This window comes from Psychromonas ossibalaenae ATCC BAA-1528, from assembly GCF_000381745.1.
GTDB classification, from domain to species: Bacteria; Pseudomonadota; Gammaproteobacteria; order Enterobacterales; family Psychromonadaceae; genus Psychromonas; species Psychromonas ossibalaenae.
Genome location: NZ_KB907024.1, coordinates 21,023 through 33,739, shown reverse-complemented (window position 1 = coordinate 33,739; position 12,717 = coordinate 21,023). Strand labels below are relative to the sequence as shown.

At 40.5% G+C, this 12,717-nt stretch carries 16 protein-coding genes and 1 tRNA gene; 12 read left to right on the top strand and 5 right to left on the bottom strand.

Annotated features, from left to right (window positions below; genetic code table 11):
* The coding region (locus G327_RS27235; protein WP_245542715.1) for a LexA family protein at nucleotides 1-238 on the top strand (238 nt) is incomplete at its 5' end.
* Nucleotides 239-744: 506 nt separating this feature from the next.
* On the opposite strand, the gene G327_RS0120280 is transcribed toward G327_RS27235, so the two are convergent.
* Nucleotides 745-820: transfer RNA gene (locus tag G327_RS0120280), tRNA-Arg, on the bottom strand.
* Between the two features lie 27 nt (nucleotides 821-847).
* Nucleotides 848-1,996, bottom strand: a complete 1,149-nt coding sequence (locus tag G327_RS0120275; RefSeq protein ID WP_019616640.1) for a flagellar assembly protein T N-terminal domain-containing protein — start codon at nucleotides 1,994-1,996, stop codon at nucleotides 848-850.
* Nucleotides 1,997-2,206: 210 nt separating this feature from the next.
* On the opposite strand from G327_RS0120275, the gene G327_RS0120270 reads away from it, so the two are divergent.
* Both G327_RS0120270 and G327_RS0120265 read left to right on the top strand, forming a co-directional pair.
* On the top strand, nucleotides 2,207-2,983 hold the full coding sequence (locus G327_RS0120270; protein ID WP_019616639.1) for a FlgO family outer membrane protein: 777 nt from the start codon (nucleotides 2,207-2,209) through the stop codon (nucleotides 2,981-2,983).
* Nucleotides 2,984-3,055: 72 nt separating this feature from the next.
* Entirely contained in the window at nucleotides 3,056-3,541 is a 486-nt protein-coding gene (locus G327_RS0120265) for an LPP20 family lipoprotein (RefSeq protein ID WP_157601219.1), read from the top strand.
* A gap of 23 nt (nucleotides 3,542-3,564) precedes the next feature.
* On the opposite strand, the gene G327_RS0120260 is transcribed toward G327_RS0120265, so the two are convergent.
* The 3 genes from G327_RS0120260 to flgA all read right to left on the bottom strand — a co-directional run bounded on the left by G327_RS0120260 (nucleotide 3,565) and on the right by flgA (nucleotide 5,088).
* On the bottom strand, nucleotides 3,565-3,984 hold the full coding sequence (locus tag G327_RS0120260) for a flagella synthesis protein FlgN (RefSeq protein WP_019616637.1): 420 nt from the start codon (nucleotides 3,982-3,984) through the stop codon (nucleotides 3,565-3,567).
* 20 nt (nucleotides 3,985-4,004) lie between these two features.
* Nucleotides 4,005-4,319 (bottom strand): flagellar biosynthesis anti-sigma factor FlgM, encoded by a 315-nt coding sequence (gene flgM / locus G327_RS0120255; RefSeq protein WP_019616636.1) that lies wholly within the window; start codon nucleotides 4,317-4,319, stop codon nucleotides 4,005-4,007.
* A 76-nt stretch (nucleotides 4,320-4,395) separates the two neighbouring features.
* On the bottom strand, nucleotides 4,396-5,088 hold the full coding sequence (gene flgA, locus G327_RS0120250) for a flagellar basal body P-ring formation chaperone FlgA (protein ID WP_019616635.1): 693 nt from the start codon (nucleotides 5,086-5,088) through the stop codon (nucleotides 4,396-4,398).
* A gap of 115 nt (nucleotides 5,089-5,203) precedes the next feature.
* Here flgA and G327_RS0120245 point away from each other — a divergent pair, with 115 nt between their 5' ends.
* The 9 genes from G327_RS0120245 (at nucleotide 5,204) to flgH (ending at nucleotide 12,692) form a co-directional block, all read left to right on the top strand.
* Nucleotides 5,204-6,139 carry a chemotaxis protein gene (locus G327_RS0120245; RefSeq protein WP_019616634.1) on the top strand — a complete coding sequence of 312 codons (936 nt, stop codon included), beginning with the start codon at nucleotides 5,204-5,206 and terminating at the stop codon, nucleotides 6,137-6,139.
* Between the two features lie 17 nt (nucleotides 6,140-6,156).
* Nucleotides 6,157-6,990 carry a CheR family methyltransferase gene (locus G327_RS0120240; protein ID WP_026339467.1) on the top strand — a complete coding sequence of 278 codons (834 nt, stop codon included), beginning with the start codon at nucleotides 6,157-6,159 and terminating at the stop codon, nucleotides 6,988-6,990.
* Nucleotides 6,991-7,266: 276 nt separating this feature from the next.
* A complete protein-coding gene (gene flgB, locus G327_RS0120235; protein ID WP_019616632.1) occupies nucleotides 7,267-7,668 on the top strand; it encodes a flagellar basal body rod protein FlgB in 402 nt (133 codons plus the stop codon).
* Nucleotides 7,669-7,688: 20 nt separating this feature from the next.
* Nucleotides 7,689-8,108 (top strand): flagellar basal body rod protein FlgC, encoded by a 420-nt coding sequence (flgC, locus tag G327_RS0120230; RefSeq protein ID WP_019616631.1) that lies wholly within the window; start codon nucleotides 7,689-7,691, stop codon nucleotides 8,106-8,108.
* A 10-nt stretch (nucleotides 8,109-8,118) separates the two neighbouring features.
* Entirely contained in the window at nucleotides 8,119-8,817 is a 699-nt protein-coding gene (locus tag G327_RS0120225) for a flagellar hook assembly protein FlgD (protein WP_019616630.1), read from the top strand.
* A 12-nt stretch (nucleotides 8,818-8,829) separates the two neighbouring features.
* Complete coding sequence (gene flgE / locus G327_RS0120220; RefSeq protein WP_019616629.1) at nucleotides 8,830-10,251, top strand: flagellar hook protein FlgE; 1,422 nt, start codon at nucleotides 8,830-8,832, stop codon at nucleotides 10,249-10,251.
* A gap of 153 nt (nucleotides 10,252-10,404) precedes the next feature.
* Nucleotides 10,405-11,151 carry a flagellar basal body rod protein FlgF gene (locus G327_RS0120215; protein ID WP_019616628.1) on the top strand — a complete coding sequence of 249 codons (747 nt, stop codon included), beginning with the start codon at nucleotides 10,405-10,407 and terminating at the stop codon, nucleotides 11,149-11,151.
* A 56-nt stretch (nucleotides 11,152-11,207) separates the two neighbouring features.
* Nucleotides 11,208-11,996, top strand: coding sequence for a flagellar basal-body rod protein FlgG (gene flgG, locus G327_RS0120210; RefSeq protein ID WP_019616627.1), 789 nt, complete (start codon nucleotides 11,208-11,210; stop codon nucleotides 11,994-11,996).
* Nucleotides 11,997-12,008: 12 nt separating this feature from the next.
* The gene (gene flgH, locus G327_RS0120205; RefSeq protein ID WP_019616626.1) at nucleotides 12,009-12,692 is read left to right on the top strand and encodes a flagellar basal body L-ring protein FlgH; all 684 of its coding nucleotides are present in this window, start codon (nucleotides 12,009-12,011) and stop codon (nucleotides 12,690-12,692) included.
* Nucleotides 12,693-12,717: the final 25 nt, after the last annotated feature.

Genomic DNA, 12,717 nt, shown 5'->3' with positions numbered 1-12,717 from the left:
TAAAGAGCTTAAGATGTCGATCCCTGAAGACTACAAATCAAAAAATAAATTCACACAACGGCAGGGACAATACCTGGCGTTCATCTTTTATTACACCAGAATCAATGGTCGTCCCCCTGCTGAAGTAGATATACAAAATTACTTCGGAGTATCGTCAGCAAGTACGCATCAGATGCTTCGAGGATTAGCTGCAAAACAACTCATTAAAAAGAGCCGGGTCAGGCACGCTCTACAGTAGTATTAATACCGCAAGATCAGCTGCCTGCCGATTGGTAGTCAACTGATCATTTCTTTTTAGAAAAGGCACTAGTTATTCTAATTACGAAATTAATAACGAAGATAGAATCAATTTTAACCAGCATAAAGGAGTAGATACTTATTCAGGTTGGTATTATATCTGCTGGCTGGGGGGTAATGTTTTTAATAACTCAAAGGCTAACTGCGTAGATATCTTAGCCGATGGGCTTAATGTACGTGGAATGATAGGTTCATCGCCGATACATTTACACCGGCGCTGCATCAAGGCGTGCGTTTTGATACCGGCTATGAAAGCAATTTTTTGAAGGATATATTGAGAAAGTCCAGCCTGTAGAGGACGGGCACTATAAAATCACAGAGCAGTAATCTACCTTGCAGGAAGAAGCAGATTATACCGATAAACAAATTCCTAACTTTGTTTGTCAGTGGACAGGATACTAGTGCCTGCAGCAAATAGTTCACACTTTTAAGGTGCCTGATTTAGTTTGGTCTCCTCACAGGGACTCGAACCCCGATCATCCGCTTAGGAGGCGGGTGCTCTATCCTGTTGAGCTATGAAGAGATACCACTACTATACTATTAAAATCAGCTATTTAATACGTGCTAAATCATTAATTTGGATATTACTTAACGGGTAGCTGTCTATAGTGCGTAAAATTGCACTGGTTTCATGTACCTCAATAACTTCCATAGCGCCTTGATATTGACTCTGAGAGCTTCTTTCAATACCAAACTGATCTTTATAATTGCTTGAATAGGACAGTGATAAGACCTCCCCTTGTTTGATTCCGTTTCTTCTGCCTAAGTTTATCTGCACACTGTTATTGCGTACTGATATTATTTTTGCCGTTGGAGTCAGGCATTGTAACTGCCTTTCTAGATCGTAATTGACATCATCGAGTACGGAAAGAATCGCTTGTCCGTAATCTCTGTCCCAGAATAGTTTACTGTGCAGATCTGCCGCGTCATGTTTATTGTACTGCCATGGCGCTTTACTTCTATATTGTTTGCTCGAAAGCAGCTTGCCCTGCAGTGCATCATATAAATAAACGGTGAGGTAAAAATGGCGGGGCGGGTTAGTCAGCCAGTAACTTATTGAGTTCTTACTGTCAAACTTAACCGACAGGTCGTCAATTTCACCATAAATTATATACTGACTGTCTGTCTGGGTTGATAGCGCGCGTAATGTATCGCTAATATATTTATTATTATATTTTTCTCCCAGCTTCACTGGTTTGTTTACTAAGCTCCTGACATTTAAACTTTGCGGTGAAAGTTTTAACTGGTTATACAGTGTTTTACTTATCTGTTGATTAATTAAATGGATATCACCAGGTATAGCCTGCTCAGGATTATTGAGCTTAAAGCGGGTGACGGCTAGTGATTTCGGGTAAGTACTGCCGAAGCAGGTTTTTTCGGGAGGCTCGATATCGACTTTTATTTTAATATAAACTTTTTTTGCATCTTGTTTTTCATCTACAACAGTCAGAGCTTTAATTTCACCTTCACTATTGAGTATTAATTTATTCTCTACAAGTACTCCATTATTGACCTGCTGCAGGCTGGATATTGCACCTCCTGAGAAAAGAAGGGCATTTTTTACCGCTTTTTTTAGTGCTTTTTCACGTGCAGTTTCCACATCGTTATCAATAATATAAGCATCACCGGATGACTGAAACCATTGTGCGCCTGCTGCTGTCGAAAATAGAGCGCAAATTAAGATAATAGATTTGATCATTTGATCACCTTTAATATTCGTCACGAAATGTTTTCTTAATTCATATCTGATGATTAAGAGTCTTGCTATAACGTGTATGAAGCAAGATTTGAACCAGAAATTTAACGTTATATAAATTAGTGTGTTATCTAATTCTTTATTAAAGTTATAACAAGTCATGCCGATAGTATTAGTGAATTTGCAAATTTCATTATCCAAGGTAGGTATCGAATGAAAAAATTTCTCTTTGTCAGCGTTACGTTATTATTACTGGCGGGCTGTAGTAACATGAAAGTTGGGCTGAAAAATACCGAAAGTCCAGTAATCACTGAAGATACGACTGCTGCGCAAAGACAAAACAGTGACGATTACCTGTATTATTATATCGCTCACTCATTCAGCAGTGGAAATGTAGGAACGGATATTAACCGTGAAACCTCAGGAGTGCAGACGGAATCAAATGGTTACGGGCATTTATATTCATTTAACGGCGAAAAGTCGCTGATCCTGTCTGAAGTTGTCAGTAAAATGGCAGATCAGCTGTTGTATAACTTCCCTAAAAAATACCGTAACGAATCTATTGCACTTACTTCCATTGTTGATCTGAATAACCACAAAGAAACCAACTGGCTTGGTCAGACTATCTCAGAGCAGTTTATTCATGAGCTGCACATTCGAAGTCTGCGCATTGTTGATTTTAAGTTAACGGGGAATATTCAGCTGACCCCGCAGGGGGAGTTTGCATTAACAAGAGACTGGAAAAAGTTAAATAAAAATATTGATGTTCAGCGCCTTTTAACCGGCACGATGTCTCGTAATGAAGAGGGCATGATTATCAATGTGCGTATTGTTAATGTAGATTCGAATATGGTTGAGTCTACCAGCAGTGCTTTTGTTCCGCATAGTATGTTTGTCGGCGGCGAGTATGACTACCAGACGAAGAAATACTACTCGCGAAATAGTAAATTTATGCGTCAGGGAAAAGCTCAGGTGCAGCTTGTAAAATAACTATTATTACACTGGCTTATTTCTTGCTTGTTTAAAAAATAACGCTGATTTTATCCAGGCAGGGAAACTACTATGAAATATTGTCTACGCTCAACTCGACCTTCCATACTGATCTTAAGTGCTTCTTTGTTCCTATTTTCATGCGCGCAGCCAGCGAATGAGTACGCCGCGGGAAGCATACAGAACTACCAGCATACTTTTACATCTGTCGGTTATGCGCCTATTGCTCTGCAAAAAGGTGAAAGCTTTGACCTGCAGATGTTAAATGCCATAAAAGCGTCAAAACTAGAGGCGTATAAAGAAATGGCTGAGCAGATCTACGGAGTATTACTGAGTGCTGAAAATAATATGAGTAAATCCCGCTTACAAGAGGATCAGATTAAATCGACGGTTAAAGGGTTAGTCAGAGGGGCTCGAGTGCTGAGAAGTTACCATGAAGGTGATGTGTACATTACAGAGTTAGAGCTTAATATGCAGAGTCTGCCATTTTTAGATGCGCCGCAGTTCGGTAAAAACAGCAGTTCAGTGATTTATGTTGAAAACCAAGTTTATTATTAAGGCGGGAATAAACCACATATGTATTAGGCTTTAATGTTTTTCCCTAGAAGCTGGCCGCCGTTAAGTAAACCTTTTTGGTCATAGGTGACGCTGTTTCTACCGCTTGCCTGGGTCATTACCTGCATCAGGTGTTTATTACTTTTCATGCTTAGTTCAACAAGTCGGCCGTTTATATCATTGATTTTCTGGCAGGCCTGCAGCTGCTTTTCGATTTCAAGCTTAAGTTGTGAAAGATCGTCATCAGTGCTGATTTTTTCTTGGGATACAGCTGTTGATAAAACCTTATCAAGCTCACCTATTGCCTGCAGTAATTTTTGTTTTTTAAACAGAAGATCATTGAGCACAGAAAAGTTTTTTTCTTTCAGGCAGGCTGTCTCTTCTTCAAGAGCTGCATGGAGGTTGTTAATAGATTCTAGCTGCTGATTTAGTTGGGATAATAGCATTATTTCGTATTACTCTTGTTTTAGGTAAATGCTTTACCAAAGTCACCTTCAAATTTACTTAGCTTCTCAGCTAAACGTTCGGTATTGATTTTGTAATCCCCGTTTAAAATAGCAGCTTTTAATGTTTCGACACGCTGTTTATTCACTTTGGGCTCGACAGGTGACTGCTTATGCATTTTATTTAAATTCAAAGCCTGTGAGGTCAGCTGTACTGAATCTTTACTGCTGCTTGCAGCTGCCTGCCCCTGGCTGCGCACATCCTGTTGTTTTTGAGTTTTATTCTGCTCAATTACAATGTTTTTTTGTGTCGTCTGTTGATTGATATTTATACTCATAACCATATCCCAATAGTATTACGTGTTTATTATATCGACTGACATAACAATTTCTTTAGTAATAAATCACAAAAACTCAGAATGAAACTTGTACTTCTTTTAAACCTGAAACAGTACCTACAATAATGCGTTGTGTACGTGAATTTTTAACTCTTACCGTTGTACCAATATTAGCATCATTTAGCGCAATGCCCGAAGCTTTAATTGATAAGCCGTTTTTAATTGCGTTAATGGTCACTTTATCATTTTTACAGACAAAGCAGACATCACGATTTTTAATTACTTTATTCAGTGAGATATTACGTTTTAACCGGGTTCCGAACAGCAGATCAATCTGAGAAAAACTGCCGTTTCTGATTTGTGATTTATCAATGTAAGTTAGTTTAATGTTAGTTTTATTGAGGGTTTGTCCTTTGCTGAGAGGCTGATCAGCAACAACACTTGGTACTAACACTTTTACCTTTACGCGTACATAGGTTGTCCAGCTTTCCGGATCCGGGCAGGTTACTTTTATCGATGTCTTTTTCTTGACTTTTTGTCCGAATATTTCGCCTTTAAGATCTGATATACATGGAGAAAAAGTTCTGCGCTTATCTAACGGCGCAGCTTTTATGTATAATTTTTCATCGTTTTTCAGCTCCTGCTGCTGGCCATATTTATCAAAAACAAGAGACTCTGCAAAGTTTTCGATCTCTTTTCGGTAATTAGTATCAGCAAAAGTGTAAGAACAGCCTAAACTAAGAAAAAGAAAGATAAAACGTTTTAACATAATAACCTTGTTTGTTAATGAATTACCGTAGCGGTAGGCATTAATTTTTAAATGTAATTGCTATCATTATAGAACTATTTAAATGTAAATACCTATAAGATATAAGGAATAGAATATGGCTGGTCTGTTAGACTCTGTAAATCAGCGAACCCAATTAGTCGGACAAAATAGACTTGAATTACTGCTTTTTAAATTAGGCGGTATCCAGCGTTACGGTATAAACGTGTTTAAAGTTAAAGAGGTTTTACAATGTCCTCCTTTGACTGCACTGCCTAAACTTCACCATTCAATTCGCGGTGTTGCTCATATTCGCGGACAAACTATTTCCGTGATTGATATGAACCTGGCAACGGGGGGGCGGGCAATTGATAACCTTGAAGAGCGCTTTATTATTATCACTGAATATAACCGCTCAATTCAGGGGTTTTTAGTCGGCTCTGTCGAGCGTATTATTAATATCAACTGGGAGAATATTCTACCACCTCCAAACGGTGTAGGACGTTATAACTATCTGACCGCAGTCACGGAAATTGACGGCTCATTAGTTGAGATTCTTGATGTTGAAAAAATACTCGATGAAATTGCGCCGGTTAATACTGAAGTTGCCGCGGATGTTATTGAAGAAGATATACAAGAAAGAATTGCTGATAAGAAAATTCTTGTTGCCGATGATTCATCGGTTGCCCGTAAGCAGATAGTAAGAGCAGTAAGTGCACTGGGTATTGAATGTGATGTAGTTAAGGACGGTAAAGAAGCACTTGATTTATTAAAAGAAATATCAAAAACACAACCTGTAACAGATCGTTATGCTTTAATGATTTCTGATGTAGAAATGCCGGAAATGGATGGTTATACTCTGACCTCTGAAGTTAAAGCCAGTCCGGATCTTTCAGGTCTCCATGTCATTTTACATACTTCTTTAAGTGGTATTTTTAATCAGGCCATGGTTGAAAAAGTAGGTGCAGATGATTTTATTGCTAAGTTCAATCCGGACGAATTAGCGACAGCTGTACAAAAGGTTATTCATTTAGATGACCTAAAAAATAAATAATAAGCGAGAAACTATTTGTGAGAGCTCTTTCAGACGACATTTATAAGCAATTTTCCGATTTTCTAGAAGTTCAGTGCGGTATCGTGCTCGGAGGAAATAAACAGTACCTTGTAAAAAGTCGATTGATTCCTTTAATGACACAATTCTCTATTCCAAAACTCTCTGATCTGATTCATCAGTCAATGAGTTATAAAAACAGAGAATTAAGAACTGCTGTTATTGATGCAATGACGACTAATGAGACGTTATGGTTTCGTGATAAATACCCTTTTGAACTGTTATCAAAGAAAATATTTCCTGAAATTTTGGAAAGTAAAAAGAGTATTAAAATGTGGTCTGCCGCTAGTTCTTCGGGGCAGGAGGCATACTCAATTGCGATGACGGCAATTGAGTATCAGAAGTTAAAAGCGGTTCTTGGAATGAATGTGCAGATTATTGGTACGGATATTTCCAATACTATGCTGGAGCAGTGCAAAATCGGTACTTATGATACGCTTGCTTTATCAAGGGGTTTATCAGAAGAGCGTAAAAGACAGTTTTTTGATCGGGTTAATGACGGCTCTGGCAAAATGCAGGTTAAACCGGAAGTCAAAAAACTGACTAACTTTAGAAATTATAATCTGTTAGATAGTTATGCCACATTGGGTAAGTTCGATATCATTTTCTGCAGAAATGTACTGATCTACTTTTCAAATGATGTGAAATCAAAAATACTAAATCAGTTTGCAGGAGCATTAAATCCTGGTGGTTATCTGATTCTTGGCGCTTCTGAGTCTTTGACTGGTCTAACGGATCGTTTTGAAATGGTGCGCTGCAATCCAGGCATTATTTATAAATTAAAAGGTAAATAATAAGAACCTTTTAATATTGCCTCTTTACTCCAAATAGAGAGGCAATACTTGCCACTTTTCTCTAACCTCATTTTCCGCTTATTTATATTTATTGTTTAGAGACAGATCTTTTTCAATCTTACCTGTTTCGTTAATGGCGTATTTTCCTCTTTATTATACACTCTTTGCTGATAAACCGGCCTTACCTTCTCTTTTCGCACCAAATCTAATAAATAACTATGCCCTTCGTCGTTACTTGGCACAAAGTTTGCAGTGTTTGTCCTAGAGGAGAAATTTATGGCGATTAACTTTGAAAAAGCATTTGGAATGCATCAGCACACCTTAGGAATTCGTTCCCGTCGTACTGAAGTTCTTGCGGGTAATATCGCAAATGCAGATACACCAGGTTATAAAGCGCGTGATCTTAACTTTGCTGATGCACTGCAAAGTGCAAAATCACGATCTGGTGTCCATCTAAACCGTACTCACGACAGCCATAAATTTGCTCAGTCATTTTCTATGGCACAGTCCGGCGAGTTATTCCGTACGGGCAATCAGCCGGATACCGGTGACGGTAATACAGTCGATTTAGAAGTAGAACGTAATTTATTTATGAAAAACAGTATGGAATATCAGGCAAGTTTAGATTTTCTAAACAGTAAAATTTCAGGTTTGCGTAAGGCTATCAAGGGTCAGTAATTAGACGCTAGGGGAATTATATGAGTTTATTAAGAGTATTAGATGTATCAGCAACGGGTATGAGTGCTCAATCTGTACGTTTAAATACAACTGCCAGTAATTTGGCAAATGCCAATAGTGTCAGCAGCAGCGCAGAGCAAACTTACCGTGCCCGCCATCCTGTTTTTGCGGCGGAACTAAACCGTGCGAAGGGTGGGTTAAGCAGTGATGTTGGCGTCAAGGTCCAAGGCATTGTGGAGAGTGTTGCCCCTTTAAACCAGGAATATTCGCCCAATCATCCTAAGGCTGATGAAAACGGTTTTATATACCATTCTAACGTTAATGTGATGGAAGAGATGGCAAACATGATCAGTGCATCTCGCTCTTACCAGACAAATGTACAGATTGCCGATGCCGCTAAACAGATGCTCAGCCGTACATTACAAATGGGCAAAGGCTAAGGGGTAAGTTATGACTAGTATTAATAATTACAGCTCATTAAATTTAACTGTTCCATTGACAGAAGAGCAGATTGCGGCCAATAAAGAAATTGACAGTAAACAGCAGCTGCAGCAGGAAGATTTCTTTTCGTTATTATCGCAGCAGCTTGCTTATCAAGACCCCTTTAAACCTGTTGATAACGCAGAAATGATTTCACAGATGACTTCCTTTACGACTGCTGATGGTATTGCTGAGATGGGGACTGAACTTTCTGGGCTGACAGAAGTATTAACTTCAAGCCAGGCATTAGAAGCCTCAAGTCTAGTCGGCAAAAAAGTACTTATTCCAAGTAACCAGGGATATTTACCCGAAACGGGTGAACTCTCAGGGTCTATCAGCAGTACAACCGGTGCTTATGGCGTAACAGTCAGTGTTGAAGATGCGAAAGGGGCTGTTATTCGTACTATTAAGCTTGATGATATTGGAGCTGGAAATCAGCGTTTCTCTTGGGACGGTTTAGATTCTCAAGGGGAACGAGCTGCCGAAGGGCAGTACACATTAAAAGCGCACGGTACTGTTAATGGTAAGGGGGAAGAATTAACCACTGCTACTTATGCACATGTTCAAAGTGTCAGTTTAGGCGGCGGACAGGCCGGAGTTAGTTTGAATTTACAAGGCTTAGGCGGTATTAAGCTTTCAGATGCAATTGAAGTTGCAGAAAATATATAAGAGGAAAACATTATGTCTTTTAACGTTGCATTAAGTGGAATCGCCGCGGCTCAAACAGACTTGGATACGACTGCAAATAATATTGCTAACGTAAATACGGTTGGTTTTAAAGAGTCTCGAGCTGAATTTGACAGTGTTTATGCGAGCTCATTGTTTTCTAACAGTAAAACTAAAGTGGGTGATGGTGTTTCTGTTGCTGCTGTTGCGCAGCAGTTTCAGCAGGGCAGTTTGAAGTTTACGCAAAATCCATTGGATTTAGCGATTACCGGCAGCGGTTTTTTTGCCACATCGGGCGATTTAACCGATCGTGATTTAAGTTTTACCCGTGCCGGCACATTTAAACTCAATAATGAAAATTTTATTGTTGATAACAGCGGTAATTATCTGCAGGCGTTTCCTGTCAATGATGACGGCAGCTCTTCATCGGTGAGCCTAAGTACCACTGAGCCGATTCAAATACCAGAAACAGCGGGTACGCCTGTATCTACATCTGAAATCGGTATCACTTTGAACTTACCTGCAGGCGATACTGCACTTGACCCGACCAATTTTGATCCGACAAAGCCTGAGACTTATAATAATGCAACTTCAGTAACAATTTACGATTCATTAGGTGAAGCGCATATTACCAGTACTTATTATATTAAACCTAACAACGCTTCATATACAGGTACAAACCAATGGGTGACCTTTGTGACTGTAGACGGCAAACCTGTGTCTGCATGGGATGTTGCCGGAGGAACGGGGCAAGCTACGCCTACTTATGATATTGATGCTAACGGCGACGGTACTGGCGATGGTACCCCTCAGCCGGCATCCTATGTTGATGCCAATGGTGTTACCCGCACTGGTGCAGTGCTGACTTTTGATGCAGTCGGTTCCTATACCGGTAGTTCGCCGGCAGCGTTAACATTTCAGTCATTAGGTGTTGATGACCCAAGCTCGCCCGCAGCCGGAGATGGTGCCGGCATCTTAGATCCAGGTGCAGACGGCTCGCAGCGTTTTACCTTGGACTTTAAAGAGCCTACTCAGTTCGCATCGTCATTTGAGGTGACGGCTCTGGAGCAAAACGGTTTAACTGTGGGACGTTTAACAGGTGTTGAAATCGGTACCGACGGTCTGGTAAAAGCTACCTATAGTAACGGTACTTCGCAGCCTTTATCGCGAGTTGCTATTGTACGTTTTCGTAATGAGCAGGGACTTGCACAGACCGGTTCATCCTGGATTGCCTCACAGAATTCTGGAGATCCGATTGCCGGTGAGGCGGCTTCTGGATCATTCGGCTCTATTAACTCAGCCGCCCTTGAGCAGTCAAATGTCAATTTAACGACGGAACTGGTGGACTTGATCACCGCACAGCGTAATTTCCAGGCCAATTCACGTGCACTGGAAATTGATAATACACTGCAGCAGACAATACTGCAGATTCGATAATCTTTTAAGTTTCAATATCCCCCTATTAAAGCACCTTCTCAGGTGCTTTTTTATTTTGCTGTATCTAACAAATATTGTTGGCATATCTTTTGCATTTTATTCCTATATAGAAGTAACTCATCGTATCGGTTGTAAACCGGTTAAGGAATCAAAATGGATCGCTTTCTTTATATTTCAATGTCTGGTGCTAAAGAGACTATGAATTCCTTGGCCATTCACGGTAATAATCTTGCCAATGCTAATAAAACTGCTTTTAAAGCAAGCTTTGAGCAGGCCAGAAGTATGCAGGTATATGGTGAAGGGCTGCCCACCCGTGTGTTTGCTCTGGCAGAAGAGCCTGGACAGAATTTTGATAGTGGTACGTTACATACAACCGGACGTGATCTGGATATTGCAATTCGTGATCAAGGCTGGCTGGTGGTTGAATCGCAGCAGGGCGGCCAGGCAATGACCCGCGCCGGCGGTTTAAATATTAATCAGCAGGGGTACTTAGTTGATGGTCAGGGAAATCAGGTGCTGAGTCAAAAAGGCAGCCCTATTTTTATTCCATTACCGGTTGAAAAATTTAATATTCGTCAGGACGGTATGGTTGAAGTCCGCCCGGCAGGAGCTCCGGCTGAAGCAATGGAAGATGTTGCACAGCTCAAATTAGCTAACCCGGATATTAAAGATCTGACCCGCGGTAGTGACGGTTTATTCAGACGTATTGACGGTGTTGATCCTAAGATGAGTCTTGATGTAGCACTTGAGAGCGGTGCGCTAGAAGCATCAAATGTTAATTTAAGTAGTGAGTTAACCAGTTTAATTAATCTGCAGCGTCAGTTTGAAATGCAGATTAAAATGATGAAAAAAGCGGAAGAGATTGATAAAAGTTCAGAATCTCTGTTGCGTGTTGTTTAGGTTTGATTTAGTGAACAGCTAAAGCAGCCGTTTTAAAAGAATTAAGGAGAAAGATTATGCATCCCGCTTTATGGATAAGTAAGACCGGGTTAGATTCTCAGCAGACTAATGTCGCGACTATATCTAATAACCTTGCTAATGCCAGCACCGTTGGTTTCAAAAAAAGCCGTGCTGTTTTTGAAGATCTGCTTTACCAGAATATTAACCAGCCAGGTGCAAATGCGACGCAAAATACAAAACTGCCTTCCGGATTAATGATCGGCTCAGGTGCAAAAGTGGTTGCGGTGCAGAAAAACTTTTCTCAAGGTAATGCGTTAACCACATCGAATTCGTTAGATGTGATGGTTGACGGTAGTGGTTTTTTTGAAATTGAAATGCCCGACGGCAGCTCCTCTTATACACGTAACGGTCAGTTTCAGTTAAATGAAGAGGGCATTATTGTTACGCCGGGCTCAGGTTACCCGTTATTACCACAAGTTCAGATTCCAACTAACGCTCAATCAATCAGTATCGGTTCTGAAGGCGAGGTCTCAGTGCGCGTAGCCGGTCAGGCGGAGAATCAGGTGGTTGGTCAGCTTAATGTAAATGATTTTGTTAACCCGTCAGGGCTTGAGCCGCTGGGAGAAAACCTATTTTCGGAAACCGGTGCAAGCGGAGCGCCGATACAAGGGACTCCGGGCAGCGACGGCCTTGGTTTTTTACGTCAGGGTATGTTGGAAACATCCAATGTAAATGTTACCGAAGAACTGGTGAATCTGATTGAGAGCCAGCGTGTTTATGAAATGAACTCGAAAGTGATCTCTGCGGTTGATGAGATGCTCTCTTATGTCAGCCAGCAATTATAAAGGTGATGGATTATGTATAAGTCTATACTGATAATCAGCTTTGCTTTATTAAGCGGCTGTACCTCTCTGCCTAATGAAGAGATGAAAAATGATCCGGAATTCGCTCCCGTTGAACCTCAGGAGCCGGGTCTTGATGTAGTGGAAAGCGGTTCTCTTTTTCAGCCGAGTTATGCCAATAATCTCTATTCAGATATCAAAGCACATCGTGTTGGTGACATTATTACGGTTTACCTGCAGGAGTCGACTTCAGCAAAGAAAAAAGCCGGCACCAGTCTGGAAAAGAAAAATGATTATGATCTGGGTATTGATCAGATGACTGTGCCTACTGTATGGAATAATGCATTATCAACCTCCGGCGCCAGTTTTGGTCTAGGAGAAAAGAGTAAATTTGAAGGTGATGCTGATGCCGATCAGAGTAATAGTTTATCTGGCAGTATTACGGTTAATGTCACCCGGGTATTAAGTAACGGCAATTTAGAAATTCGCGGTGAAAAATGGTTAATGCTTAATAATGGCGAAGAGTTTGTACGAATTACAGGTATTATCCGATCGGAAGATGTAAGTTCAGATAATACCGTTCCGTCACTGCGCGTAGCAAATGCACGCATTCAGTACGGCGGTACTGGTGAGTTTGCTAATACGCAGAAGCAAGGCTGGTTAACAGCATTCTTCAGCGGTCCGTACTGGCCTTTATAAATAAGACAAAGATTGAAAGCAGGGA

What these genes read in the sequence shown, in the direction of transcription:
- flgG (WP_019616627.1), top strand. Translation starts at nt 11,208, where the DNA reads ATGCATCCCGCTTTATGGATAAGTAAGACCGGGTTAGATTCTCAGCAG.
- G327_RS0120225 (WP_019616630.1), top strand. Translation starts at nt 8,119, where the DNA reads ATGACTAGTATTAATAATTACAGCTCATTAAATTTAACTGTTCCATTG.
- flgA (WP_019616635.1), bottom strand. Translation starts at nt 5,088, where the DNA reads ATGTTAAAACGTTTTATCTTTCTTTTTCTTAGTTTAGGCTGTTCTTAC.
- flgM (WP_019616636.1), bottom strand. Translation starts at nt 4,319, where the DNA reads ATGAGTATAAATATCAATCAACAGACGACACAAAAAAACATTGTAATT.
- G327_RS0120260 (WP_019616637.1), bottom strand. Translation starts at nt 3,984, where the DNA reads ATGCTATTATCCCAACTAAATCAGCAGCTAGAATCTATTAACAACCTC.
- flgH (WP_019616626.1), top strand. Translation starts at nt 12,009, where the DNA reads ATGTATAAGTCTATACTGATAATCAGCTTTGCTTTATTAAGCGGCTGT.
- G327_RS0120265 (WP_157601219.1), top strand. Translation starts at nt 3,056, where the DNA reads ATGAAATATTGTCTACGCTCAACTCGACCTTCCATACTGATCTTAAGT.
- flgC (WP_019616631.1), top strand. Translation starts at nt 7,689, where the DNA reads ATGAGTTTATTAAGAGTATTAGATGTATCAGCAACGGGTATGAGTGCT.
- flgB (WP_019616632.1), top strand. Translation starts at nt 7,267, where the DNA reads ATGGCGATTAACTTTGAAAAAGCATTTGGAATGCATCAGCACACCTTA.
- G327_RS0120245 (WP_019616634.1), top strand. Translation starts at nt 5,204, where the DNA reads ATGGCTGGTCTGTTAGACTCTGTAAATCAGCGAACCCAATTAGTCGGA.
- G327_RS0120275 (WP_019616640.1), bottom strand. Translation starts at nt 1,996, where the DNA reads ATGATCAAATCTATTATCTTAATTTGCGCTCTATTTTCGACAGCAGCA.
- G327_RS0120215 (WP_019616628.1), top strand. Translation starts at nt 10,405, where the DNA reads ATGGATCGCTTTCTTTATATTTCAATGTCTGGTGCTAAAGAGACTATG.
- flgE (WP_019616629.1), top strand. Translation starts at nt 8,830, where the DNA reads ATGTCTTTTAACGTTGCATTAAGTGGAATCGCCGCGGCTCAAACAGAC.
- G327_RS0120270 (WP_019616639.1), top strand. Translation starts at nt 2,207, where the DNA reads ATGAAAAAATTTCTCTTTGTCAGCGTTACGTTATTATTACTGGCGGGC.